Here is a 24,754-nt window from a genome sequence, read left to right on the forward strand (position 1 = left end):
CTCAGCTGTCTCCCACAGCTTCGCGCCAATGCCTGCGGCAGAGCGAGACATAGGCTTTATTGCCACCGATCTGAACCTGCGCGCCATCCAGCAGCGCGCGACCTTCACTGTCTTGTCGAACCACCATCGTGGCCTTCTTGCCACAATGGCAGATGGTGCGCACCTCCCGCATCTCGTCAGCCAGCGCCAAGAGCGTGGCCGAACCGGGAAAGAGCTGACCGCGAAAATCCACGCGCAGCCCAAAACACATAACCGGAACGTGCAGGTCGTCGACGGCCCTTGCCAGCTGCCAGACCTGCGCGGGTGTCAGAAACTGGGCTTCGTCCACGAACACACAGGCGATCGGTTCTTTTTCCTGACGGTCGGCGATGCGGGCAAAAAGATCGTCCTTTCCGCCAAAAGTGTCGGCCTCTTCGCCGATCCCGATGCGCGATGCGATCCGCCCGTCACCGGCGCGATTGTCGAACTGCGCGGTCAGCAGATAGGGCACCATGCCGCGTTCACGGTAGTTATGTGCCGCCTGGAGGAGTGCCGTCGATTTACCGGCATTCATGGTCGAATAGTGAAAGTAGAGCTTGGCCATGGCCGCTTGATAGGCTGCACATGAAGGGGCTGCAAGCGGTAGGGCCCATTGTCAGAGCCCTTGCGTGACTGCTGGCGCGCACGCCAACCTGCCGGTCCCAAAATCGGCAGAACGCAATAGGGCTCCTAACCGAAACCGGCGCTGGGACTGCCGGCCACTCACTAGACTCCCGAACAATGGGAGTGCTTTTATAAATGACATTTCCCTGACATCCGATTAATGGAAAAGCCAAGACGGTTTTCCCCCTTGAAGGAAAAGCGGCACGTTTTGAGTGAGAAGGACGATTATGACGGCGATTGGCAGGTATCTGAAAAAACACACAGAAGCGCTGGTAAAAGACGTGGGCGTTGAACAGGCTTGCAAATTGACGGGCAAATCAAAGGCCACGTTGGGGCGGTATTATTCCGACCATGATGAGCATGCTGACCGGTTTATGCCAATCGAATCCGTGGCCCTGTTGGAACAGGCGGCCAAGTATCCGCATGTCACGGGTGCATTGGCTGAGCTGTCCGGCACCTCCTTGCAATACGATGAGCGTCGCCCGAACGCAGAACGACCGGGGGGTGTGAATGCGGATGTGATCGCGCTCAGCCAACGTTTTGCCATGTTAATGGGCGAGTATCAGCAATCCATGGAAGACGGAAAGATCACCGTGAACGAAGCCAAACGGTTATTGCGCGAAACCGGATTACTGCAACAGGTGCTGATCGACATGAAGTTGCATCTGGAAAACGATCACGGTGCCGCCTGACACACCGGCCTAAGCGTGGCGTTCAACCAGAACGGACCCCACGGAATATCCCGCGCCGAAAGAACAGATCAACCCTTTGTCCCCGTCTTCCAGATCACCGGAGTATTTGGAAAAGGCGATGATCGACCCGGCGGAGGAGGTATTGGCATAGTCCTGCAGGGTGTTGGGCTGCTCCGACGGCTCCGGCGTACGGCCAAGGACTTTCTTGCCGATGAAATCATTCATGGTCTTGTTGGCCTGATGCAGCCAAAGGCGCTTCAGGTCGGCGGCCTGCACACCCCCGTCGGCCATATGCGCGGCGATGTGATCGCTGACCATCGGCAGCACTTCCTTGAAGACCTTGCGGCCGTTTTGCATGAACTGCATGTCGCGACGGTCAACCATCCCGGCGGGGCGTGACCGCCTCAGATACCCGTTGTTGTTGCGGATGTTGTTCGAGAATTCCGTGGCACAGCGCGTGGATTTGATCTCGAAATAGGGGCCGGTGGCGGCTTGGGCTGTTTCGATCAACGTTGCGGTTGCCACGTCCCCGAAAATGAAATGGCAATCCCGGTCGCGCCATTCCAGATGGGCGGAACAGATCTCCGGGTTGATCACCAGTGCGCCGCCAATGCTGCCGGATCGCACCATGTCTGCTGCCGCCTGAATGCCAAAAGTGGCTGACGAGCAGGCAACGTTCATGTCAAAGGCAAACCCGTTGATCCCAAGCTGTTGCTGGATTTCGATGGCGACAGCGGGGTAGGCGCGTTCCATGTTGGAGGCCGCACAAATCACCAGGTCTACATCCTTTGCCGATTTCCCGGCCTGTGCCAGAGCGTCCTGCGCGGCCTTCACGCCCATCTCGGCCATCAGCGAGGGTTCATCGTCGCCGCGCTGGCGGAGCAGCGGATGCATGACCTTCGGGTCGAGAACGCCCGTCTTGTCGATCACATAGCGCTGCTGAATCCCGGAGGCTTTGACGATAAACTCCTCGGAGGAGTATTCCTTTGCCGCCACCGCGCCCGCCGCGATCTTATCGGCGTTTTCAGCGTTGAAGAGATCGACATAGGCGTTGAAAGCGGCAACGAGTTCCGCGTTCGTGATGATCTCGGACGGGGTGAAAACACCGGTACCGGTGATGGCGGGGGTATTCATAACGGGCTCTCCAAACGATCAACCAATGTGGCCCATTTCTCCCGCTAAGGTCAAGGTGGCGGACGTGGCGTTACAGCCGTGCATGGTGTGTGCGCAAGGCGTTGAGCGGTGCCGCCGCAGTCAGCGCACAGGCACGGAATAAAGCACGTAGCCATCCCGCCGCGCCACTTCGACAGCCCCGGTGTCGATCACGAACACGCCAAGGTTCTCCGCGTCCTCGGGACAGCCCACGAGATCGGCGGCGTCGTCGAGAAACTGGTTGGTGAAATCATCCTCGCCTACGCGGCGGCAGATATCGCCCTTGAAACGGTAACCGTCGCCGAAGAAGGGCAGGGAACCGGTGACAGGTTCCGGCGCGGGGGCACAGGCCGACAGGACCAGCGCGGATGTCAGAAGAAGGAAACGCATTTGAAAACCTCCGGATGGGTATGGTTTCTGCATCATTGCATGTCCCGATCTGATTGGCGACCGACACGCCAGGGCATCAGATCAGCGGGCGAGATTTGACCGGTTCAAGTTCCATCTCGGCAACTGCGGCCAATTCCGCCACGTCGTGGATTTTTAACTGCCCGTCATCCCAGACAGCGAGCTGGCGTTCGCGCAACCGGGCGAGGGTCTTGTTGGTGTGGACCAGCGACAAACCCATGGCATCCGCTATGTCCTGCTGTTTGTAGGGAAAGGGCATCGTACCATTCTGCACCATGCCCAAGGCATCGGCTCGTTGAAAAATTCGAACGAAAGCCCAGGCAATTGCCGAGATGGCGTCGCGTTGTCCAAGCGTTGTCAGCGTGTCCCCCAGAAAGTGCTCTTCTGTCGCGGCAAGCCAGGTGATGTCAAACGCCCGCGCAGTGGAGTTCCGGAAAAAGTCGAAAAAATCGCCCCGGTCGAAGACACAGAACGTCATATGTGTCGTGGCTTCCACCGAATGGCCCATTTCTCCCAGCACGCCCGCTTGCAGGCCGATGAAATCGCCCGGGAAGATCAGATTTATGACCTGCCGGTTGCCGTCGGGAAGTGTCTTGTACCGCAACCCCATGCCCCGCAGGGCCGTGTAAAGCTGTGGCGCATTGCTGCCTTCCATCAGAATGGGCGTTCCAGGGTCCACCGACAGCTCACCGGATTTGAACCGCTGCGTCTTGTCCACTTCATCCTGTGTCATGTCCTGAAAGAAGGAATGCTTTTGCAGCGGACATGATGCGCAGTGGGTGACCATAGGTAATGCTCCTTACTATGTCATAGTTTAATGCGACGATGCCGAAAGGGTTCCATAATAGTGGCCGAAATCGGAGAATATCTCTTTGGAACAAACGCTTTTCGTCGCGATCGTCGTATCCGATCCACTCATATCTCAGGATGTCGCGGGGATTTTCGCGTTCTGGCAGGCAGGATGTGTCTGCAGAACTTTCGAGACGGTGCGGCAAGCACGTGAGGTGCCGGATGGAACGTTCGATCCCGCGTTGGTGTTTGTTGCAGCGCGTGGTGGCGTCCTCGACTTGGACAACGAAGACCTTTCGTGGGTTGAACAGCGAGCAGTTATCACTTTGGATTTGGCTGAAACCTCATATTTTCCGCACTGGCAGCATTTGAACCGCCCATTTACGCAAGCTCAGGTCATTCAGGCCGCGCATTGTTTAATGTCTGCAGGCGACGTGGAACGGGTCGACGCGGAATAGGCAGACTTGCAGGGATGCCGCCTGCCAGCTCTGGTAAGTCCGCGCCGTGTCAGCGTGGTTGAACGGCGGATCGTCTCAAGCTGCCGGTAGCCTGACAACGACACCCTTGAATTTCATCCTGTTTGCACTGTCAGAGCATGAACGATGCAACCTGTATCGTATACTTTGCAGCTCTTGCGCATGCCATTGGAATGAAAACATCGCCAGACGAAATAGGCACCGATTGGCTTCAACTCATCCGCCAACTGGCTCGTCAAATTGCGTTTGCCCGATGTCTCACGCCTGCAAAGCCTTGACGCCTACATCCCCGTCGGCCTGCGCACGGATCGCGAGTGCCGCGGCATAGCTGCCCGCCGCAGTGGTAAAATAGGGGATTTTGTCGTAGAGGGCGATGGAGCGAATGGATTTGCTGTCCTCCACTGCCTGTGTGCCTTCGGTGGTGTTCATGACAAGATGGATGGCCTCATCCTTCATCATATCGGTCACGTCGGGGCGGCCCTCATAGACCTTGTTGACCACGCCACAGACCAGATCGTGATCGGCGAGCCATTTGGCGGTGCCACGCGTGGCGACCAGGGTAAAGCCCTGGTCCAGCAGGATGCGAGCGGCTTCCAGCATGTCGTCGGTTTTGTCCATGTCCTTGATAGACAAGAAGGCGCAACCCTCGGATGGCAGGATCGTACCCGCTCCCATCTGTGCCTTCAGGAAAGCGCGGGGGAAGTCGCGGTCCCAGCCCATGACCTCACCGGTGGAGCGCATTTCGGGGCCCAGGAGCGTATCGACCCCTGGGAAGCGCGCGAAGGGCAGCACAGCCTCCTTGACCGAGAACCACGGCATGTTGGGATCGGCCAGCGTCATCGGATCGCCCAGGGGGAGCACGTCGTCATAGGCGGCGTCGGCGTCATAGGGCGGTCGCTGCGGGAAGGTGCTGAGCGGCTCGCCCGCCATGATGCGCGCGGCAATAGAGGCGATCGCTGAGTCGGTCGCTTTGGCCACAAAGGGCACGGTGCGCGAGGCGCGGGGGTTGACCTCGATAAGGTAGATCTCACCGTCCTTGATCGCGAACTGGATGTTCATCAGGCCGACCACGTTGAGGGCCTTTGCGAGTGCGTGGGTCTGGGTTTCGATCTCGGCGATGATCTCTCGGGGCAGGGAATAGGGCGGCAGGGAGCAGGCGCTGTCGCCGGAATGCACGCCCGCCTCTTCGATGTGCTGCATGATGCCTGCCACATGCACGTCGGTGCCGTCGCAGAGTGCGTCTACGTCCAGCTCCACCGCGCCCGCGAGGTAGCTGTCGAGCAGCACGGGGCTGTCGCCGGAAACAACCACGGCAGAGGTGATGTAGCGTTCGAGGCTGGCCTGATCGCGCACGATCTCCATGGCGCGGCCACCGAGCACGTAGGAGGGGCGGATGACCAGCGGAAAGCCGATATCGGAGGCGATTTCTAGGGCTTCTGCGTCGGAATGGGCGATGCCGTTTTTTGGTTGCTTGAGGCCGAGGGATTGCACGAGCTGCTGGAAGCGTTCGCGGTCTTCGGCCAAATCGATGGCGTCGGGCGTGGTGCCGAGGATCGGGATGCCTTCGTTGGCCAGCGCCTGCGCGATCTTCAGGGGCGTCTGGCCGCCGAACTGCACGATCACGCCGTGCAGGGTGCCGTTGTCCTGCTCGACGCGCAGGATTTCCATCACGTGCTCGAAGGTGAGCGGCTCGAAATAGAGTCGGTCGGAGGTGTCGTAGTCCGTGCTGACCGTCTCGGGGTTGCAGTTGACCATGATGGTTTCATAGCCTGCATCGGTGAGCGCATAGCAGGCGTGACAGCAGCAATAATCGAACTCGATGCCTTGCCCGATGCGGTTGGGGCCCCCGCCGAGGATCACGACCTTCTTGCGGTCCGAGGGGCGGGCCTCGCATTCCACCTCGCCGAAGACAGGGCTTTCATAGGTTGAATACATGTAGGGCGTCTGCGCTTCGAATTCCGCCGCACAGGTATCGATGCGTTTGAAGACCGCCGTGACGCCTTCCGCATGGCGGGCACGGCGGACGTCGGCTTCCCGCTGGCCGGTCAGCTCGGCAAGGCGGGCGTCGGTGAAGCCCATCATCTTGAGATGCCGCAGACCGGTGGCGTCGCGGGGCAGGCCGTTCATATGCACTTCGGCTTCGGCCTGAATGATCTCGCGGATACGGGCGAGGAACCACGGGTCGAACATGGTCACCGCGTGGATGTCCTCGTCGCTCATGCCATGGCGCATAGCCTGCGCGATGGTGCGCAGCCGGTCAGGCGTTTGCTGGCTTATCGCTTTGACGATGGCGGCGTTGTCCGGCGCGCCGGGGATGTCGATCTCGTTGAAGCCGGTCAGACCCTCTTCCATGCTGGCCAGTGCCTTCTGCATGGACTCGTGGATGGTGCGTCCGATGGACATGGCCTCACCCACCGACTTCATCGCGGTGGTCAGGTCAGGCGTGGAGCCGGGGAATTTCTCGAAGGCGAATTTGGGGATCTTGGTGACCACATAGTCGATGGTCGGCTCGAAGCTCGCGGGCGTGACCTTTGTGATGTCATTGTCGAGCTCATCAAGGGTGAAGCCCACGGCGAGCTTGGCGGCGATCTTGGCAATGGGAAAGCCCGTGGCCTTGGAGGCCAGCGCCGAGGACCGCGATACGCGCGGGTTCATCTCGATCACCACCATGCGACCATCGTCAGGGTTCACCGCCCATTGCACGTTGGAGCCGCCCGTCTCCACCCCGATCTCGCGCAGCACCGCGATGGAGTGGTTGCGCATGATCTGGTATTCCTTGTCGGTCAGCGTGAGCGCAGGCGCCACGGTGATCGAGTCGCCCGTATGCACGCCCATCGGGTCGACGTTTTCAATGGAACAGACGATGATGGCGTTGTCGGCGGTGTCGCGCACCACCTCCATCTCGAACTCTTTCCAGCCGAGCAGGGACTCGTCGACGAGGATCTGGCCCACAGGGCTCGCATCCATGCCGGAGCGACAGATCGCCTCATAGTCATCGCGGTTGTAGGCCACACCGCCCCCCGTACCGCCCATGGTGAAGGCGGGGCGGATGATTGCGGGCAGGCCGACCTCTTCCAGCGTGTCCAGAGCCAGGCGCACACCCTCGGCGAGGTCCTTCTTGCCGTTCGCGTCCTTGGGCGCGGTGACAATCGCCGCCTTGGGATTTTCAATGCCCAACCGATCCATCGCCTCGCGAAAGAGCTTGCGGTCTTCGGCCATCTCGATGGCGTCCCGCTTGGCCCCGATCATCTCAACGTTGAATTCGTCGAGCACACCCATCTCTTCGAGGGCCAGGGAAGTGTTGAGCCCGGTTTGCCCGCCCATGGTGGGCAGCAACGCGTCGGGGCGTTCCTTCTCAATGATCTTGGCGACCATCTCGGGCGTAATGGGCTCAATGTAAGTAGCGTCCGCCAGCCCGGGGTCGGTCATGATCGTCGCGGGGTTTGAATTCACAAGGATGACCCGGTAGCCTTCCTCCTTTAACGCCTTGCAGGCTTGCGCGCCCGAGTAGTCGAATTCGCACGCCTGACCGATCACAATGGGCCCCGCCCCAATGATCATGATCGATTTGATATCGGTTCTTTTTGGCATGGTGCGATCCCCGGGGCAGATGGGCACGCCGATGTGCCCAAATTGTCCTGCGTTATAGGCATCAAGGGGCCGTGCGCAAGGGGCGATTGCCGCCAAGCGTTAGGAATTGGGAGAGCATGCCCTCAGACACAAAAAAGGCGGCCCCGGGAGGTCGCCTTTGACGTGATTACCTAGACCTGCTTCAAGCTTTTTTTCTGCGCCGAATAATCCCAAACCCGAGGAAAGCGGACCCAAAAAGAAGCGCAGATGCTGGCAAGGGCACAACCGCTACCGACTCTCGCTCAAGAGTACTGGGCGATGTGCTTGCGGGTGTGCCGCTACCGCCACCTGAGCCCGTTGAACCTGATCCTCCCGACCCTGTGCGCAACAAATTGAACGGGCTTCCTGAGAAACTCGCTGGCGTGTACGCATCCTTTTTCTCAACGACTTCCAGAAGCTCTTGGACAATCTGCGGTTCTTCCGCAGTTTCTTCCAGAAGATCGGGTTCGAAGGAATCAGTGTCTAGATTCAGAGCCGCAATCTCAACGGGCGTGTCGAGCGATTGGGTTCTGAAAAAGGAAATAGTCGAATCAGAGGTTGGCTGAACACCATTCTCTATCGCGCCGCCGCCCGCCGAAAAGGGCCCGCTTTGCGCGTCAAATTGAACTCCTGCGACCCGCGCGCTGTTGGCGCCTTCAGAAGCAGAGAAGCTTGAATTGTTGAGGGATGTAGCGCCCACGGCAGCCGTCAAGCCAAGTCCAGCTGACAGAAAAAACGTGAAAATGTTTCTCATGGTTACGTACCTTTACCTACGGACTGAAGCCATACCGATTCAACCGACGAGTAGTAATGCAAAAAGTGGCGGAAAACGCAAGGAATACGGTGGTTTTGCGCTTAAAAAGTGTTCCTGTAGCGGGTGTTTCGGGACAATCGTTACGCAGAAGGCACATTGTTGTGGGATGGGCAACACGGCGGCTCCCTTTACGGATGATGCAGGAACGCATGCACGGAGGCTTCGAACTCTCGTGGCTTGTCCGCATGCAGCCAGTGACCAGCACCCGGCAGTTTTGCAAAACGTGCTTTGGGAAAGAGCGATTTGATCTTGGGGCGGTGATCTGGCGTGACATAGTCAGAGGCCGCGCCTGAGAGAAACAATGTCCGACCGTCAAAAGCCCCATTAAGGTCAGGAAAGTCCATGATTTTATCCATTTCCCGTGCCAGTACATCGAGGTTCAACCGCCAGCGTTTTTCTGTCAGATCAAGGGATTGGGTAAAAAAGCTCTGCAATGCAGGCTCGACACCCAAGTCAGCCAATTGCGCCTCTGCTTCCGAACGGCGGGACACGGTGCTCAGGTCGACCCGGCGCATCGCTTCGATGAACTGTATCTGGCTGTGTGTATAGGCGACCGGCGCGATGTCGGCGATGATCAGGCGATCAACCAGCTCGGGGTTTTCAAGCGCCAGGACCATGGACGCCTTGCCCCCCATGGAATGCCCGACAACATGGCAGGGGCCCCCGATGTGCCTGATCAATTCGGCAAGATCCTGCGCCATGTCCGGGTAGCTGTGCGTTTCCGTCCAGTCGCTGTGACCGTGATTGCGCAGGTCCACGGTGATGACGCGCAGATCGTTGCTGAGGCGCTTGGCGATGACACCCCAGTTGCGGCCAGAACCGTAGAGACCATGCACGATGAGGGTAGCAGGTGCATGAGCGGCACCGAATTCGGAATAGTTGAGCATGAGGCAAGGGCTAGCGGATTTGCGGATGTGGTGCCAGTGCTATTGCGCCGCGTGCCCGCAGCTGATTAGGGTCCGATCATGGTCGATATCGAGGCAAAATCCGAGGCATTGAGCAGTGCGCTGGAGCGGCGCCTGGGCGTGAAGGGCAGGTCCTTGGCGCAGCAGGTAAAGCGCGCGGGGCGCAGGCTGCCGCGCCGCATCCGGGCGCAGGCGCAACTGGTGGCGGAGGCCGACGCTGTGCGGGGCAATCCGCGGCTGTTGCGGCAAATGGGCGATGAACAGGTCGCGCAGGCCTATTCAGAGGTCTTGGAGCATTTGGCGGGCATCGACCGGGCGGACGCCCGCCGCGGTCGCATCCTGTCGGTTTTGGCGGCGATTGCCTTCAACCTGATCCTGTTGTTCACGGCTCTTGTGGTCATTGGGCGCCTGCGCGGCGCTATCTGATCCGGGTGATGTCCGTCCCGTAGAGGCACCGGGGAAAGAAGGGGTAGGTGTCTGTGGCAACGTAGACGTAGCGGCCGTCCATCATCCCGCCGTTGCATTCATCAAGGTTGCCCGCGCCGGCGATGTAGGTCCAGTCCTCGTTATAGGTGCCATCATGAACGCCACCGGGCGCCGTCTCGCGTGCGCCGGGCAGCAGCAGATAGCTGGAGCGTCCCTGATCTCCGAGGTAGTGGATTTCAAACCCATCCGCGGCCCAGCCGATCCGTGTGTCTTCGCTGGCGCTGGCGAGGGCAGGGGCGACGCCGTGATAGTGGTAGGTTCCGCGCGGACCCACATGGCCGTTCTGGTCATCCAGCCCCAACAGGTCTCGCGCGCCCATCCCGTCGAGGTTCCACCCGGAGCTGCGGTCCCGGGAATGGCCCCGCGGGCTGCTGGCATCGTAATAATCTGCGGTGCCCGGCCGAATGATCACACCGTTTTCGGCAATGCCCGTGACGCGCACGGGTTGGGCGCGTGTGCCACGCTCGGGCTTGGTGGTCACGCAGAAGCTGATCGACTGGGCCTTGATTTGGTTGGGATTGCCGCTGTTGGGAAAGGTCCCTGTGGCATGGTCCGGCAGGCTGTCGGTTTGAACACAGCGTTTGTCTTCCGACGTTTCTATCTCCACCCGCGCGGACGTGGTGGAGGCCAGGATGCCCAGAAAGACAATCGCCGCTGTCAGGGCAAGAGGGGCTGGCCATGGGGAGCGCATGAGGGTTTTCCTATCTGTTGGACAGGAGTGATACGGAGAGCGTGCCAATTTCCGTCGCGGGTTTTTCAGCGCTCGGCAGGGGGCTGAGCGTAGTCTTCGTCGCTGACCTGTTCGAGCCAGACAACGGCTTTCCCGTCCAGAGCTTCCTGAAATGCCAGATGTGTCATGGCTGTTTCGGGCGCCGCACCATGCCAGTGTTTCTCGTCAGGTGAAAACCAGACCACGTCGCCAGGGCGCAAGGTCTGTATCGGACCCCCCTGGATCTGCGCACGTCCCAGGCCTGACGTAATCACCAGTGTCTGACCAAGCGGATGCGTGTGCCATGCCGTGCGTGCACCGGGTTCGAAAGTGACATGGTTGCCTGTCAGCCGGGCAGGCGGATCGGTTGCAATCACCGGATCGATGCGTACGGCACCGGTGAAGTATTCCGCGGCGCCTTTGCCTGAGGCTTGGCTTCCTGCTCTGGTAATGCGCATCTGCTTTTTCCTTACAGCGCCCGGGTAAGGTGGCCTGAAGCCCACCCTACCTGTCTGATACAAAGATTGCTCTCAAAAGCGACCGGTGCTGAAAGCAGGTAAGGTGGGCTTCAGGCCACCTTGGCATTTACACTTAGAGGTTCGGGTAGAGCGGGAAGCGTGCGCAAAGCTCGGCGACCTCCGCCTTCACCTTTTCCTCTACTGCGGCATTGCCCTCTTCGCCGTTGGCGGCAAGCCCATCAACCACTTCGATGATCCAATCCGCGATCTGGCGGAACTCCGGCTCGCCAAAGCCGCGCGTCGTGCCCGCAGGGGAGCCGAGGCGAATGCCCGATGTCACCGTTGGTTTTTCCGGATCGAAGGGCACGCCGTTCTTGTTGCAGGTGATATGCGCGCGGCCAAGGGCCTTCTCGGTCGCATTGCCCTTCACGCCTTTTGGGCGCAAATCCACCAGCAGAACATGCGTGTCGGTGCCATGGGTCACCGTGTCGAGCCCACCTTTGATCAGCTGATCCGACAGCGCCTGAGCGTTTGCGACCACCTGTTTGATGTACTCTTTGAATTCGGGGCGCAGCGCTTCACCGAATGCCACCGCCTTGCCCGCAATCACGTGCATGAGCGGACCGCCCTGGATGCCTGGGAAAATCGCGGAGTTGAATTTCTTAGCCAGCGCTTCGTCATTGGTCAGGATCATGCCACCCCGAGGACCGCGCAAGGTCTTGTGCGTTGTCGTGGTGGCCACGTGCGCGTGCGGAAACGGCGAAGGGTGTTCGCCTGCCGCCACCAGACCTGCAAAGTGAGCCATGTCCACGTGTAGATAGGCCCCAACCATATCGGCAATCTCGCGCATGCGGGCAAAGTCGATCTGACGCGGAATGGCCGATCCACCGGCGATGATCATCTTGGGCTGGTGTTCTTTGGCCAGCGCCTCGACCTGCTCATAGTCCAGCAAGTTGTCTTCCTTGCGCACGCCGTATTGCACCGCGTTGAACCACTTGCCGGACTGGTTGGGTTTCGCGCCGTGGGTCAGGTGACCACCCGCGTCCAGCGACATGCCGAGGATGGTATCGCCCGGCTGCAGCAGTGCCTGAAACACCCCTTGGTTGGCCTGCGAGCCGGAGTTGGGTTGGACATTGGCAAACCCGCAGTCAAAGAGTTTGCAGGCTCTCTCGATCGCCAGTTCTTCGGCCACGTCGACGAATTGGCAGCCGCCGTAATAGCGTCGGCCCGGATAGCCTTCGGCGTATTTGTTGGTCATGATGCTGCCCTGTGCTTCGAGCACGGCGGCAGAAACGATATTCTCTGATGCGATCAACTCGATCTCGTCGCGCTGGCGGCCCAGCTCATCGGTGATCGACTCAAAGATTTCCGGGTCGCTGTCGGCCAGCGACTTGGTGAAAAATCCGGGGGCGCGGTGCGGAGCGTTCATGAGCGGTTTCCCTGATAAATGAGCAAAGATGCAGTTTCCTATCGGAAACACGCGGGGTGGAAAAGAGTGTAAAGCGACCTTTGTCAGGCTCTGTGCGGCGTTCATACGGGCTGCGTTACGTTCACGCAATCCGGGTTACCGTGGCATCTCGGCGCAATACTGGCCTCCGCGGCGGATATGTGCTTGTTTCGGATCATAAAGTCCCGGATCGGAAACAAGATGTCCCAAAAAATCGCCTTTACGGCCAGCCGCGCCGAGGTTGCGCAAACCGCGCGGGCGGCGCTGATCACACGGTATGGCAATGCCAAACCGGAGGAGGCGGACGTGATCGTGGCACTGGGCGGGGATGGGTTCATGCTGCAGACCCTGCACGACATGCAACATCTCGCGGCCCCCGTGTACGGTATGAATCGCGGCACCATCGGGTTTCTGATGAATGCCTATTCGGAGATCGACCTGCAGGATCGGCTGGCCGCGGCTGAGGAGGCAGACCTGAACCCGCTGAGCATGACGGCGACCAAGGCCGACGGCAGCACCGCAAAAGCGCTGGCCATCAATGAAGTGTCTCTCCTGCGGGCCGGACCCCAGGCGGCCAAGTTGAAGATCACCGTCGACGGGCGGCTGCGCATGGCGGAATTGGTCTGTGACGGCGCGCTGGTCAGCACGCCCGCCGGGTCCACCGCCTATAACTACTCCGCCCACGGACCGATCATCCCCATCGGCTCCGAGGTCTTGGCCCTGACCGCAATGAGCGCCTTTCGCCCCCGGCGCTGGCGCGGGGCGCTTTTGCCGAAAAAGGCGGTGGTCCAGATTGACGTGCTTGAACCCGAAAAACGCCCGGTGATGGCAGAGGCCGATGCCAATTCCGTCATGGGTGTGGTGAGCGTTGAAATCCGCTCTGAACCAAGCGTCGTGCACCGCATCCTCTTTGATCCCGGCCACGGGCTGGAAGAACGACTGATCAACGAGCAGTTCACGTGACGCTGACGCCGCAGATCGGTCCGGCGGCCCCCCGCGGGCTCTGTACCGATTGCGGCGTTTCCCGCATGCAGAATGACAAGGCCTGCGGGCGGGCCTGCCAGTTCATCGCGCCGGACTACCCCGGGCTGGAACGGCAGGTGCACGGGCGCACCCGGCAAGACGGGGATGAACACTTCTTTGGCCCGTTCCAGGCGATGTACCGCGCGGAGATGGCAACGCCAAAGGCAGGGGCACAATGGACGGGGATCACCACGTCACTGGCCGCCGCTTTGCTGGAGCGCGACCAGGTGCGGGCGGTGCTGACGATGGTGCCGGACCCGGAGGATGTCTGGCGTCCGAAACCTGCCCTGATCACGGACCCGCAGGATATGGCTGAGGCGCGGGGCATGCGCATGGGATACGCGCCTTTGCTGGCCTTGCTGGAAACCGCGCAGGACCTGGGGTTCAAGCGGTTGGCGGTGATCGGCATCCCCTGTCAGATCTACGCGCTCCGCTGCCTGGAGGCGGAATTGGAGCTGGAGCGGCTTTACGTTATCGGCACGCCCTGCTCCGACAACACAACCACCGAGAATTTTCACCATTTTCTCAGCTTGCTGGATGAAGATCCCGCCAGCATCACCTATCTGGAGTTCCGCGCTGATTTCAAAGTGGAACTGCGCTATGCCGACGGACGCCAGCGCCTGATCCCGTTCCTCTCCCTGCCCATCTCGGATCTGCCGGCGGATTTCTTTCCGCTGACCTGCCGCACCTGCGTGGACTACACCAACAGTCTTGCCGACATCACCGTGGGCTACATGGGCGGGCAGGGCGCGCAATGGCTGCTCGTGCGCAACGCCCGTGGCGCGGAAATGCTCGACAGTCTTGGCGATCAGATCCGCCTCAGCACCCCGGGCAGCGCAGGGAAAAGAGCAAGCGCGGTAAAGGGATTTGTCGCCAACACCGAACGTGCCGCTGGCGGTCTGCCACTGCGGCGGATGCCCGACTGGCTACGCCCCATCGTCAGCTGGCTGCAACCACGCATCGGACCCAGAGGGCTCGAGTTTGCCCGCGCGCGGGTGGAGATGAAAGCGGCGGAAACCATCCTGCACCTGCGCCGCGAAGCACCCGCCAAGATGAAAAACATGGTACCCGAACATGTCTGGGACATCGCCGCGCCCTACGGCTTGCAGCCAGGGCCAGAGGAAACACCGGCTTCTTCTGGCAAGAAATATCCCGGGGGAGACTGAGCCAAAGGCTCAGGCGGGGGCTGGCCCCCTTACCCGCGGGGAGAAAGGTACCCGCGTACGATGTCAGTGGTACGCGTGGCATCCAGAATGGGCGGCAAAAGGGTCAACACCTCTCCGGATTGGTCCAGCAAATGCACGAAACTGCCGTGGGAATAGATCCAACCGTATTCGGGGTCCTGAAACAGCGGCTCGACCTCAACGGAAAATGCCTCATAAGCTGTCTGCAACGCCAGATCGTCGCCGGTCAGCCCGATGAAATCCTCGTGTATTTCCGCCAATGGCGCACCCATCGTGTCCACCTGATCCTGATCCGGGGCGACAGTGATCATCACCGGTGTGACGGCAAGCCCTTCATCGGCCAGTGCGTCCACCACGTCGGCCATCAACGGCAGTGCCGCGGAGCAGATGTTCAGGCAATTGGCATATCCGAAAAACAACAGCTGCGCGCGTCCGTCCGGGTCGGCCTGCGTCCGGGTCTCGCCAAATTGGTTGGTCAGCGCAAATGGCCCGCCGAGGTCAAACGGCAGCGGCGGGGCCTCTGCCATGGCGCCGGTGGCCAGGCAGGTCGTGACCCAAAACGCCGCGCGCATCAGAAGTTTTCTTCGGCGTATGTTTCATCCGCCTCAAGACCCAGGCCCAGATACCCCTCGGTCGAGATCACATCCTTCACCCGAGGATCGCGGCGGAACCAGGGGCCCTTGCCCTTGGCTTCAGGATACTTCTGAGCCCATTTCTTGGTCCAGGTGTTGGCCTTGATCCAATCGGCATCCCCGGCTTTGATGCGCTGCACCAGATAGATGTTGCTGGCGCCCAGATCCTCATCCTCGATCATCAGGCCATCGACCTCGATCACCTGATTGCAGAACGGGGCCAGCTCTTCAGCGGCACCTGTAAACGCGGGCTGGGAGTTCTTCATGGGCAGAACCATGACATTGTCGACCGACCGCACAAGCCCCAACTGGCGCGCCCCCGCACCGCAGTCATCCGCGCAATCGCCGGTCAATTCACAGAGCACATCCACCACCTTGGCCTCGAACCGGGCGGGCACTTCGGCATAGAGGTTCCAGGTCTTGGCCTCCGATCCTTCGGAGAAATCCTGCGCCGTCAGCGGGCTGGCGATCAGGGTGAAAATGAAAATCAGGTTGCGCATCACTTCGGCTCCGGGAATGAGAAGGGCGGCACGGTGCCGTAATCTTCGTGGGTCGGGTTCACGATATCCATATCGCTGACCACCTCGCTGACGACGAGATACTTCAACCCGTCGCGCTCATAGAGCATCCCGTCGGCTGTCACGGTGTGGGCCGCGAGGCTGAGCTGTGTGTCACCACTGGCCGAACTCGCGTCCTGCGCGATCTTCAGCACGGTATAGACAGTGCCATCCTCGGCCAGCAGCCCGACCGGGATGCCGCCCGCCGAACACCACAGTGCGCAGGTATGATGCGCCGACCCCACAACCGCGTCAGGCCCGCCCATGACACCGGAGTAATAGCACCAGGTGTCGATGATCTCTCCGGTCACCTGAATGCGGGTGCCCTCCGCGGCCCAGCCGGGCAGCGCGAGGCTGGATAAGAGCAGGGATAACATCAGGCGCATGCGGCAATTCCTCCGGTTCTGGTGCCGGAAGCCTACGAGCAGCCCCTTTTTCGATCAACGGCGGAAATCCACCAAGTCGATCACTTTTTTGCGGAACCAATTGCACGGACACGTGTTGGCTTGGCAAGAGCATGTGATGCGCATGTGCTTGGTTCAACGATTTCGACAGATAAAGGAGAGACCAATGAACTGGGACATTATCAAAGGCAACTGGAAACAGATGAAGGGTCAGGTTCAGTCCAAGTGGGGCGAGCTGACCGACGATGAGATCGATCAGGCCGAGGGCGACCGCGAGCGCCTTGCCGGGCTCATCCAGGAGCGTTACGGCGTGGCCAAAGATGAGGCCGAGCGTCAGATCGACGCCTTCATCGCAGAGCATAAGTCAGCCGCGTAATTTACCTCGTCGCGTCTGATTTTTTAAAGGGCGGCTCCCATGCGGGGGTCGCCTTTTTCACATCTGGACTCAGACAGAGCGTGTGATGCCGCCATCGACCCGGACGTTCTGTCCGGTGATGTAAGCCCCGCCCTCTGAGGCCAGGAAGGCCACCACGCTGGCGATTTCATTCAACGACTTGCCGTAGCGTCCCATGGGGATCATCGCCCGGAACTCGTCCTTCTCGGGAAGGCTGTCGATAAAGCCGGGCAACACGTTGTTCATGCGAATGTTCTCACCCGCGTATTTATCCGCGAAAAGTTTACTGAAGGCAGCCAGACCGGCGCGCATCACGCCGGAGGTGGGAAACACGGCGTTGGGCTCGAATGCTGCAAAGGTGGAGATGTTGATGATCGCGCCGCCACCCTGCGCTTGCATGATCGGCGTGACCAGACGCGTCGGACGCACGGCGTTGAGAAAGTAAACCTCCATGCCTTCGTGCCAATCCTCGTCTGTCAATTCCAACACCGGGGCGCGGGGCCCGTGGCCCGCCGAGTTGACCAAAACGTCGATCCGACCCCAATGGTTCATCGCCGCGTCCACCAGCTTTTGCAGATCATCTCGCGATTTATTTGTGCCGGTGATGCCGACGCCGCCCAGTTCTTTCGCCAGCGCCTCGCCTTTGCCAGAAGAGGACAGGATGCCAAGCTTGAACCCATCTGCGGCGAGCGCCCGGGCGCAATCTGCCCCCATGCCGCTGCCCCCTGCCGTCACCAGAGCCACTTTTGTTTCTGCCATGGTTTCTTTCCTCTCCGATTGACGCGCTTTGCGGGCGCTATTTCTCTTCGCCGATCTTGCACGCGGCGTCGATCTTGGCGATCTCGGCCTCGCTCATGCCGTAGGCGTCGCGGGCCGTTTCAGGCGAGATATAGCCGCGCAGCAGATCCTGGCGGACCAGCAATTTGTCACGCTCTTGCGGGTCGCCATAGCCCGCGCCGCCCGGAAATGCCATTTGCACCCGGCGGCCGTGGGGTATGAATTGCTTGCCCTTTCCGCGCATGGGTGTGCCGTCGTCCTGTGCAATTGTTGTCGCCGCACCTGCAGCCCCGCCACGCCTGCCACGCGCGGGATGATCCACGCGGTCGAACATGGCGGAGATATCGAACTCATGCCCGTCGCGTGCGCCGACCTCCATCACCTGACCAAGCCCGCCGCGATAGGTGCCAAGGCCACCTGAATCAGGGCGCAACTCCTTGCGCCAGATGATCACCGGCCCTGCGTGCTCCGTCGCTTCAATAGGCATGGTCATCACGCCCGAGGGAAAGGCGGTCGCGTTCAACCCGTCATGTGCTGGCCGCGCACCGGACCCGCCTGAATTGAATGTCAGCACCTCGGAGCGGACGGCATCCGCCGGGGCAGGCGCATCGCTGCGCGGGCGCAGGGAGACCTGAAAGTTGCACAGGCACCCGGCCCCTTCGGCGGGCACCACGCCGGGCAGGATCTGGTCAAGTGCTGCATAGACCACATCCGGCACGAAATGCCCCACGATATGGCGCAGGGCGACGGGCGCGGGGTGTAACGCATGCACGATGCTGTTTTCCGGTGCGGTGACCTCAAAAGGCGCAAGCGAGGCTGCATTGTTGGGAATTTCCGGCGCGATGGCACATTTCAGCGCGTAGCAGGCATAGGCCTTGGTGTAGACCAGCGGGCAGTTGATGCCTTTCTTGTCGAGGCCCGTGGTGCCGTCGAAATCCGACAGGATGCGGTCTTTCTCGATGCTCAGCCGAACGCGCAGTGTGATCGGCGTGTCAAACCCGTCCACCGTCATCTCGCCGCTGGCCTCGGCATGGGGCAGGGCGTTGATGCGTTCCAGTGTCGCGCGGCGGGAGTTCTCCAGAATGTACCCGGCGATGCCATCCAGATTGTCGAGGCCAAACTCCGCCATCATCGCCGTGAGGCGGCGGTGCCCAATCTCATTACAACTGCCCAACGCGTAGATGTCACCAACCAGCTGATCGGGCTCGCGCACATTGCCGCGAATGATGCGGATCATGGTTTCGTCCACGGTGCCCCGTTCCGCGAACTTCATGATTGGCAGGTAGAGACCTTCCTCGTAGACGCTGTTGGCATCGGCGCCAAAGCCGCGTCCGCCAATATCCACCACATGGGCGGTGCAGGCAAAGAACCCCACCAGCAGGTCGTTGTGAAAGGAGGGGGTGACCATGGTGATGTCATGCAGGTGCCCGGTGCCCTCCCAGGGGTCGTTGGTGATATAGACATCGCCTTGGAAAATGTTCTGCCGCCCGATGCGCCGGATGAAATGCGCCACCGCATCGGCCATGGCGTTCACATGGCCGGGGGTGCCAGTGACGGCCTGCGCCAGCATCCGGCCCTGCGTGTCGTAGACCCCGGCAGAGAGATCACCGGCCTCGCGCACGGAAGTGGAAAAGGCGGTGCGTACCAAAGCCTGCGCTTGCTCCTCCACCACCGAAATCAACCGGTTCCACATGACCTGATAGGCGACATTCGAAGGCTGTGTCATCCGTTCATCCTTTCCGGATCACGTCAATGCAGCCGTCCGGCTGGCGGATCGCGCGCCGGCTTTCGGGCACGATGATGGTGGTCTCATCCTCGGTAATGGCGGCAGGGCCTGCAACCTCTGCGCCTAAGGTCATTGCGGCACGCTGAACCACCGACGTGGTCAGGAAGGCAGCCTGTGCGGGGTCAAACATCTGGCGCTTCGCAACGACAGGCGCTTGCAGGGTGCCGGATGTGGTCTCTCCGCGTAAAACGGGGTCGGGCGGCGTTGTGGCATTCACCGACCAGACGGTGATTTCGATGTCGAGGCCTGCGACGGTGCGGCCGAATAGCTTGGTATAGTCCTGCTCAAACAGGTGCTTGAAGGTTTCCGCGTCCGGGGCCATGGCCTGCGCTGCGCTGAGCACGATGGGGATTTCCCAGCCTTGGCCGGTGTAGCGCATGTAGACCTTGAACTCACAAAGAATGTCGCTCTGGGCATCGCAGCTGCGCACAAACCCTTCGGACTCAGCTTTGAGGTCAGACAGTAGCCCCTTGATTTTGTCAGCGTCGAAATCCGAGAGCTTCATATAGACGGAGCGGTTCGCCTCGAAGCTGAAGGGCGCGCGCAGGAAGCCGATGGCGGAGCCGACACCTGCCCCGGGCGGGACCAGCAACCGGTCTACGCCCAGCTTTTCGCAAAGCCTGCCTGCGTGCAAAGGGGCCGCGCCGCCAAAGGCGATCATGGTGTAATCGCTCAGATCCTCGCCGTTTTCCACCGCGTGCACGCGGGCGGCGTTGGCCATGTTTTCGTCGACCACTTCGGCCAGCCCGAAGGCGGCTGTGTGAGCATCCATTTCAAGGGCCGCGCCAAGATGGGTGCGCAAGGCCGCTTCGGCGCGGTCGGTGTGTAGCTGGATCACGCCCCCGGCGAATGTGTCCGGGTCGAGCCTGCCCAGCACCAGATCGGCATCGGTCACCGCGGGTTTCTCACCGTCGCGCCCGTAACAGGCCGGGCCCGGTTCCGACCCCGCGCTTTCGGGGCCGACACGGATTTGCCGCAGCGCATCCACATGCGCAAGGGAACCACCGCCCGCGCCGATTTCCACCATGTCGATCACCGGAATGGAAATTGGCATGCCGGAGCCTTTCTTGAACCGGTAGGAGCGGGCCACCTCAAAGACGCGCGAGGTTTTCGGGGTCTGGTTCTTGATCAGGCAAATCTTGGCCGTTGTCCCGCCCATGTCAAAGCTCAGCACCTTCTCAAGCCCGTAGCGCGCGGCGACATGGGCGGCAAAGACAGCGCCACCCGCCGGACCGGACTCCACCAGCCGCACCGGGAATTCAGCCGCACTTTCCAGCGAGATAATGCCCCCGCCGGAATGCATCGGGAAGACGTCACAATCTGCGCCTTCATCGCGCAGGCGGCCTTTGAGACGGCCAAGGTAGGATTTCATCAGCGGCTTGATATAGGCATTGGCGACGGTGGTGTTGAAACGCTCGTACTCCCGCATCTGCGGGCTGACCTCGCAGGAGAGCGACACCATGACATGTGGCAGCCTTTCTGCCAGAACCTCGTGCACCATACGTTCGTGGGTGTCGTTGAGATAGGAATGGATCAGGCCCACCGCGACGCTGTCATAGCCCGCCTCGCTGATCTGGTCCGCTAGGGATTCCACCTCGGACCGGTCCAGCGGGATCAGCACCTCGCCGCGCGCATCCACCCGTTCCGACAGCGTATAGCGGCGCTGGCGTGGCAGCAGCGGTTCAGGCAGCGTGAGGTTCAGATCATATTGTTCGAACCGGGATTCGGTGCGCATTTCAATGACATCACGAAAGCCTTCGGTCGTGATCAACGCCGTTTTTGCCCCGCGCCTTTCGATCAGCGCATTGGTGGCCAGCGTGGTGCCATGAATGATCTGATCGATCTGGTCGGGGGAGATGCCCGCCTTGGCACAGACCTGATGCATGCCCTCGATGATCGCGTTTTCGGGGGCGGCATAAGTTGTCAGGACCTTGGTGGAAAAGGACTGATCTGCCACCTCCAGCACCACATCCGTAAACGTGCCGCCGATATCGACGCCCAGCCTGACGGAGGTCTTTGACATGTGGGGGTCCTTTTCACGATTGATCTGTGTCCTCGGCCAGCGGGCCTGCTCGCGTCGGCCTTATCCCTTGGCATATCCGATGGTCTGCAGGGCCGTGCGGATTTCATCCAGAATGGCCGGATCATCGATTGTCGCGGGCATCTTGAACTCTTGATTGTCCGCGATTTTCACAACCGTGGCCCGCAGGATCTTGCCGGACCGTGTCTTGGGCAGGCGGTCCACGACCAGGGCGTTCTTGAAAGCAGCCACCGGGCCGATCTTTTCACGCACCAGTTTGACGCATTCGCCCGTGATCTCACCATGCGGGCGGTTCACGCCGTTGGTCAGGCACAACAGACCCAAGGGTGATTGCCCCTTGAGAGGATCGGAGACGCCGACCACGGCGCATTCCGCCACATCCGGGTGCCCCGCGAGGACCTCTTCCATCGCGCCAGTGCTGAGCCGGTGGCCTGCGACATTGATCACGTCATCGGTGCGCGCCATGATGTAGAGATAGCCATCCGCGTCCATCAAGCCCGCGTCGCCGGTTTCATAATAGCCGGGGAAGGTGGTCAGGTAGCTCTTGCGGAAGCGGTCCGTCGCGTTCCAGAGCGTGGGCAGCGTGCCGGGGGGCAGCGGCAGCTTGATCGCGATGGCGCCAAGCTCGCCCGGTTCTTGCGGATGTCCGGCCTCGTCAAGGATTTGCACGTCATAGCCCGGCATCGCGACTGTGGGGGAACCCACCTTGACAGGCAATGCCTCCAGCCCTGCGGGGTTGCCCGCGATGGTGTAGCCGGTTTCCGTCTGCCACCAGTGATCGTAGACCGGAACACCCAGCAGGTCCTGCGCCCATTCGATGGTATCGGGATCTGCGCGTTCCCCCGCCAAATACAAGGCACGCAGGCCGGAGAGGTCGTATTTCGCCTTGTACTCGCCCTTGGGGTCTTCGCGTTTCACGGCGCGAATGGCCGTGGGGGCAGTGAAAAAGCTGCGCACGTTGTGCTCTTCGATCACCCGCCAGAAGGTGCCCGCATCCGGGGTGCCCACGGGCTTGCCCTCGAAAACAATGGTGGTGTTGCCGTGGATCAGCGGCCCGTAACAGATGTAGCTATGGCCCACGACCCAGCCCACATCGGAGGCGGCCCAGAACACATCGCCCGGATCGACGTTGTAGATGTTCTTCATCGTCCAGTGCAGTGCCACGAGGTGCCCGCCGGTGGCCCGCACCACGCCCTTGGGCGCGCCGGTCGTGCCGGAAGTGTAGAGGATATAGGCGGGGTGATTGCCTTCGACAGGAACGCAAGCGGCGGGGGCAACGCCCTCCTGTGCGGCGTGCCAGTCAAGATCACGCCCGTCAATCAGCGTGGCGCGCTCCTGCTCCCGCTGCAGGATGAGGCAGACGTCGGGCTTGTGCGCGGCGATGTCGATCGCGCCATCCAGCAGGGGTTTGTAGTGGATCACACGCCCCGGCTCCAACCCGCAGGAGGCTGCGAGGATGGCCTTGGGCTGGCAATCGTCGATCCGCACGGCCAGTTCGTTTGCGGCAAACCCGCCAAAAACCACCGAATGCACCGCGCCGATGCGCGCACAGGCCAGCATCGCTTCCAATGCTTCCGGCACCATCGGCATATAGATGATGACGCGATCTCCCTTGGCCACCCCTTGAGCGACCAGCGCGCCCGCCAGCGAGGCGACCCGCGTCTGCAACTCCGCGTAAGTGATGGAAGATTTGGTGCCGGTGATCGGGCTGTCGTGAATGATTGCCGGTTGATCGCCACGCCCGTTTTCGACGTGGCGGTCCACCGCGTTGTAGCAGCCATTGGTCAACCCGTCGGCAAACCATTCGTAGAGGTGTTCTCCACGATCAAACAAGGCTTGGCTGGGAGGTTTCGTCCAATCAATGGCATCCGCCGCCTGCATCCAGAAACCTTCGGGATCCGCCATGCTGGCGTCATAGGTGGCGCGGTATGTCATCGATTTGTCTCCCCCTGAACCGTATCGGCGCCATGGTTACGCCCAAGGTGAGGGGAAGGGCAAGTATGTGAGGGCTAACGCTTTCCGATTATTTCACGGATCGGACTGGCGTTGACCCCGCCATTGGTGCTGATCGAGTCAGCGTTGAGGACGCGCTGCACCACATCTTCACAATCGCCGGGCGCGAGCGGATTGCACCCCCAGCTGCGATTATAGACGCGCACCTCGCCGGTCAGCACGGTGCCGCCGCGCTGCTGGAATTCGCGAATGATGGTTTCATAGTCGCGACCGTGAACGGTTACTGTGCCGGATTGTGTGGCGGCGAAGGCTGTTGTTGCGCCGAGTGCTGTCGCTGCACTGAGGATGAAGGCAGGTAAGGGGACGATTTTCATAGGAAGCTCCTGTATCGATGAGGCCCCGGCCTGTGGAGGACGCCGGGACTTGCAGTTTCGACTTAGGAAGAGGGACGGGCCGCCGCTCGGAATGTTGCAGGATCTGGAATGCTAGTGATCGCGCGTGACAGACGCGTGGCGGGTTGGCCCGTCGTTTGGGATCAGATTGAATCCCGATCAAAGATATTGGCTTCCCTGCCGCGACGCACGGCGGCTTCACAATCACCGGGGCTGTCGATTTTGCAAATGAAATACTTGCCGCGGACACGGGCGCTTGTGGTCTCGAAAGGTCCGTTTGGGCCTTCGATTGTCCGGGTGCGCAGAACGTAACTCTCGTCATCGACAATAATGGTGCTGAGCTGTTCTTCAGCGACCGTAGCACAGGCCCCCAGGGCGAGTACGGTGAGGGCGGGGAAAAAACGCGATTTGCGGAACACTGGATAATTTCCTTCTGAACAAAAACACCGGCGCGTTCTACGCCGATATGAAAAGGAGATGTGATCGTACGATTGGAAATCAACCCGTGGATGTGGTCCTTACAAAAGCGTGTTTTGCCGTGATGAGCTTACGACGGCGTGCCCTCTGCATGGGGGAGCACGCCGACGGTGGGGTTAAATTGGGGGCGTGTAGCCGCCTCCGCCCGGTGGTGTCACTGACCGCCGTCCCGGGTGGTTGAGGTGGTTGCCATTGATGAGATCGCGCACGGTGTCGGCGCAGGTGTGGCCGCCCGTCGTGCTACAATAGTAGGTTTGCCCGTGAAAAATCACCTTGGTGCTTGAAAATCCGCTGCCATCGGCGCGGGCGTAGGTCCGGGTCCGGGTTTCATAGACGACCCCATCGACAACTACCTGGCCTCGCATCTCTTCAACCAGTGTGGCGCACGCGCCGAGCAGGCAAAGCGCGCCGACAAATAAAATGTGTTTCTTTCGTTTCATATCCTGATCCGTTTCGAAATGAGTTTGGCAAAACGTGCAAATGCACGTGTGCTGCCGCGCTCACTACGGATCGTCGTGATCAGGGTCCTGAAGACTTTGTTAATATG

At 60.6% G+C, this 24,754-nt stretch carries 26 protein-coding genes; 6 read left to right on the forward strand and 20 right to left on the reverse strand.

What is annotated here, in order from left to right; genetic code table 11:
- Window position 1: 1 nt before the first annotated feature.
- Window positions 2-583, reverse strand: a complete 582-nt coding sequence (locus Q1A52_RS07100; RefSeq protein ID WP_300012852.1) for a thymidine kinase — start codon at window positions 581-583, stop codon at window positions 2-4.
- A 286-nt stretch (window positions 584-869) separates the two neighbouring features.
- Between Q1A52_RS07100 and Q1A52_RS07105 the strand changes: the two genes are divergently transcribed.
- Window positions 870-1,334 (forward strand): hypothetical protein, encoded by a 465-nt coding sequence (locus tag Q1A52_RS07105; RefSeq protein WP_299778006.1) that lies wholly within the window; start codon window positions 870-872, stop codon window positions 1,332-1,334.
- Between the two features lie 9 nt (window positions 1,335-1,343).
- On the opposite strand, the gene Q1A52_RS07110 is transcribed toward Q1A52_RS07105, so the two are convergent.
- The 3 genes from Q1A52_RS07110 to Q1A52_RS07120 form a co-directional block, all read right to left on the reverse strand.
- Window positions 1,344-2,468 carry a beta-ketoacyl-ACP synthase III gene (locus Q1A52_RS07110; RefSeq protein WP_300012856.1) on the reverse strand — a complete coding sequence of 375 codons (1,125 nt, stop codon included), beginning with the start codon at window positions 2,466-2,468 and terminating at the stop codon, window positions 1,344-1,346.
- A gap of 120 nt (window positions 2,469-2,588) precedes the next feature.
- On the reverse strand, window positions 2,589-2,876 hold the full coding sequence (locus Q1A52_RS07115) for a hypothetical protein (protein ID WP_299778004.1): 288 nt from the start codon (window positions 2,874-2,876) through the stop codon (window positions 2,589-2,591).
- A 76-nt stretch (window positions 2,877-2,952) separates the two neighbouring features.
- Window positions 2,953-3,681, reverse strand: a complete 729-nt coding sequence (locus Q1A52_RS07120; protein WP_299778003.1) for a Crp/Fnr family transcriptional regulator — start codon at window positions 3,679-3,681, stop codon at window positions 2,953-2,955.
- An 85-nt stretch (window positions 3,682-3,766) separates the two neighbouring features.
- On the opposite strand from Q1A52_RS07120, the gene Q1A52_RS07125 reads away from it, so the two are divergent.
- Window positions 3,767-4,141, forward strand: a complete 375-nt coding sequence (locus Q1A52_RS07125; protein ID WP_300012859.1) for a hypothetical protein — start codon at window positions 3,767-3,769, stop codon at window positions 4,139-4,141.
- 276 nt (window positions 4,142-4,417) lie between these two features.
- Here Q1A52_RS07125 and carB read toward each other — a convergent pair whose 3' ends face one another.
- The 3 genes from carB to Q1A52_RS07140 form a co-directional block, all read right to left on the reverse strand.
- Window positions 4,418-7,750: a carbamoyl-phosphate synthase large subunit gene (carB, locus tag Q1A52_RS07130; protein WP_300012861.1), complete on the reverse strand. Its 3,333-nt coding sequence runs from the start codon at window positions 7,748-7,750 to the stop codon at window positions 4,418-4,420.
- 181 nt (window positions 7,751-7,931) lie between these two features.
- On the reverse strand, window positions 7,932-8,522 hold the full coding sequence (locus Q1A52_RS07135; protein ID WP_300012864.1) for a VPLPA-CTERM sorting domain-containing protein: 591 nt from the start codon (window positions 8,520-8,522) through the stop codon (window positions 7,932-7,934).
- A 188-nt stretch (window positions 8,523-8,710) separates the two neighbouring features.
- A complete protein-coding gene (locus tag Q1A52_RS07140; protein ID WP_300012867.1) occupies window positions 8,711-9,469 on the reverse strand; it encodes an alpha/beta fold hydrolase in 759 nt (252 codons plus the stop codon).
- A gap of 78 nt (window positions 9,470-9,547) precedes the next feature.
- On the opposite strand from Q1A52_RS07140, the gene Q1A52_RS07145 reads away from it, so the two are divergent.
- On the forward strand, window positions 9,548-9,913 hold the full coding sequence (locus tag Q1A52_RS07145; protein WP_300012870.1) for a hypothetical protein: 366 nt from the start codon (window positions 9,548-9,550) through the stop codon (window positions 9,911-9,913).
- Here the strand turns inward: Q1A52_RS07145 and Q1A52_RS07150 are convergent.
- The 3 genes from Q1A52_RS07150 to glyA all read right to left on the reverse strand — a co-directional run bounded on the left by Q1A52_RS07150 (window position 9,906) and on the right by glyA (window position 12,569).
- Window positions 9,906-10,664 (reverse strand): YHYH protein, encoded by a 759-nt coding sequence (locus tag Q1A52_RS07150; protein WP_300012873.1) that lies wholly within the window; start codon window positions 10,662-10,664, stop codon window positions 9,906-9,908. The genes Q1A52_RS07145 and Q1A52_RS07150 overlap by 8 nt on opposite strands.
- 65 nt (window positions 10,665-10,729) lie before the next feature.
- Complete coding sequence (locus Q1A52_RS07155; protein ID WP_300012876.1) at window positions 10,730-11,140, reverse strand: cupin domain-containing protein; 411 nt, start codon at window positions 11,138-11,140, stop codon at window positions 10,730-10,732.
- 133 nt (window positions 11,141-11,273) lie between these two features.
- Entirely contained in the window at window positions 11,274-12,569 is a 1,296-nt protein-coding gene (gene glyA, locus Q1A52_RS07160) for a serine hydroxymethyltransferase (protein ID WP_300012879.1), read from the reverse strand.
- Between the two features lie 177 nt (window positions 12,570-12,746).
- On the opposite strand from glyA, the gene Q1A52_RS07165 reads away from it, so the two are divergent.
- Window positions 12,747-13,550, forward strand: a complete 804-nt coding sequence (locus Q1A52_RS07165) for an NAD kinase (protein WP_367278005.1) — start codon at window positions 12,747-12,749, stop codon at window positions 13,548-13,550.
- Window positions 13,547-14,776 (forward strand): Coenzyme F420 hydrogenase/dehydrogenase, beta subunit C-terminal domain, encoded by a 1,230-nt coding sequence (locus Q1A52_RS07170; RefSeq protein ID WP_300012885.1) that lies wholly within the window; start codon window positions 13,547-13,549, stop codon window positions 14,774-14,776. The genes Q1A52_RS07165 and Q1A52_RS07170 overlap by 4 nt, the downstream gene beginning before the upstream one ends.
- 29 nt (window positions 14,777-14,805) lie before the next feature.
- On the opposite strand, the gene Q1A52_RS07175 is transcribed toward Q1A52_RS07170, so the two are convergent.
- The 3 genes from Q1A52_RS07175 to Q1A52_RS07185 are packed head-to-tail and all read right to left on the reverse strand — an operon-like array spanning window position 14,806 to window position 16,369.
- Window positions 14,806-15,366, reverse strand: coding sequence for an SCO family protein (locus Q1A52_RS07175; RefSeq protein ID WP_300012888.1), 561 nt, complete (start codon window positions 15,364-15,366; stop codon window positions 14,806-14,808).
- Complete coding sequence (locus tag Q1A52_RS07180; protein ID WP_300012891.1) at window positions 15,366-15,926, reverse strand: hypothetical protein; 561 nt, start codon at window positions 15,924-15,926, stop codon at window positions 15,366-15,368. The genes Q1A52_RS07175 and Q1A52_RS07180 overlap by 1 nt, the downstream gene beginning before the upstream one ends.
- On the reverse strand, window positions 15,926-16,369 hold the full coding sequence (locus Q1A52_RS07185; protein WP_300012894.1) for a hypothetical protein: 444 nt from the start codon (window positions 16,367-16,369) through the stop codon (window positions 15,926-15,928). Before Q1A52_RS07185 ends, Q1A52_RS07180 begins: the two co-directional genes overlap by 1 nt.
- A 184-nt stretch (window positions 16,370-16,553) precedes the next feature.
- Here Q1A52_RS07185 and Q1A52_RS07190 point away from each other — a divergent pair, with 184 nt between their 5' ends.
- Window positions 16,554-16,763 carry a CsbD family protein gene (locus Q1A52_RS07190; RefSeq protein WP_300012897.1) on the forward strand — a complete coding sequence of 70 codons (210 nt, stop codon included), beginning with the start codon at window positions 16,554-16,556 and terminating at the stop codon, window positions 16,761-16,763.
- A gap of 69 nt (window positions 16,764-16,832) precedes the next feature.
- Here Q1A52_RS07190 and Q1A52_RS07195 read toward each other — a convergent pair whose 3' ends face one another.
- From Q1A52_RS07195 to Q1A52_RS07225, 7 genes are all read right to left on the reverse strand, one after another.
- Window positions 16,833-17,540 carry an SDR family oxidoreductase gene (locus Q1A52_RS07195; protein WP_300012900.1) on the reverse strand — a complete coding sequence of 236 codons (708 nt, stop codon included), beginning with the start codon at window positions 17,538-17,540 and terminating at the stop codon, window positions 16,833-16,835.
- 37 nt (window positions 17,541-17,577) lie between these two features.
- Window positions 17,578-19,284: a hydantoinase B/oxoprolinase family protein gene (locus Q1A52_RS07200; protein ID WP_300012902.1), complete on the reverse strand. Its 1,707-nt coding sequence runs from the start codon at window positions 19,282-19,284 to the stop codon at window positions 17,578-17,580.
- 4 nt (window positions 19,285-19,288) lie between these two features.
- The gene (locus Q1A52_RS07205) at window positions 19,289-21,367 is read right to left on the reverse strand and encodes a hydantoinase/oxoprolinase family protein (RefSeq protein WP_300012905.1); all 2,079 of its coding nucleotides are present in this window, start codon (window positions 21,365-21,367) and stop codon (window positions 19,289-19,291) included.
- 60 nt (window positions 21,368-21,427) lie between these two features.
- Window positions 21,428-23,320 carry a propionyl-CoA synthetase gene (locus Q1A52_RS07210; protein WP_300012908.1) on the reverse strand — a complete coding sequence of 631 codons (1,893 nt, stop codon included), beginning with the start codon at window positions 23,318-23,320 and terminating at the stop codon, window positions 21,428-21,430.
- Between the two features lie 74 nt (window positions 23,321-23,394).
- Window positions 23,395-23,712 (reverse strand): hypothetical protein, encoded by a 318-nt coding sequence (locus tag Q1A52_RS07215; protein ID WP_300012911.1) that lies wholly within the window; start codon window positions 23,710-23,712, stop codon window positions 23,395-23,397.
- Between the two features lie 161 nt (window positions 23,713-23,873).
- Window positions 23,874-24,149, reverse strand: a complete 276-nt coding sequence (locus tag Q1A52_RS07220) for a hypothetical protein (RefSeq protein ID WP_299830166.1) — start codon at window positions 24,147-24,149, stop codon at window positions 23,874-23,876.
- Window positions 24,150-24,323: 174 nt separating this feature from the next.
- Entirely contained in the window at window positions 24,324-24,647 is a 324-nt protein-coding gene (locus tag Q1A52_RS07225) for a hypothetical protein (RefSeq protein WP_300012915.1), read from the reverse strand.
- Between the last annotated feature and the right edge of the window lie 107 nt (window positions 24,648-24,754).

Source organism: uncultured Roseobacter sp., assembly GCF_947488185.1.
Classification (GTDB): domain Bacteria; phylum Pseudomonadota; class Alphaproteobacteria; order Rhodobacterales; family Rhodobacteraceae; genus Roseobacter.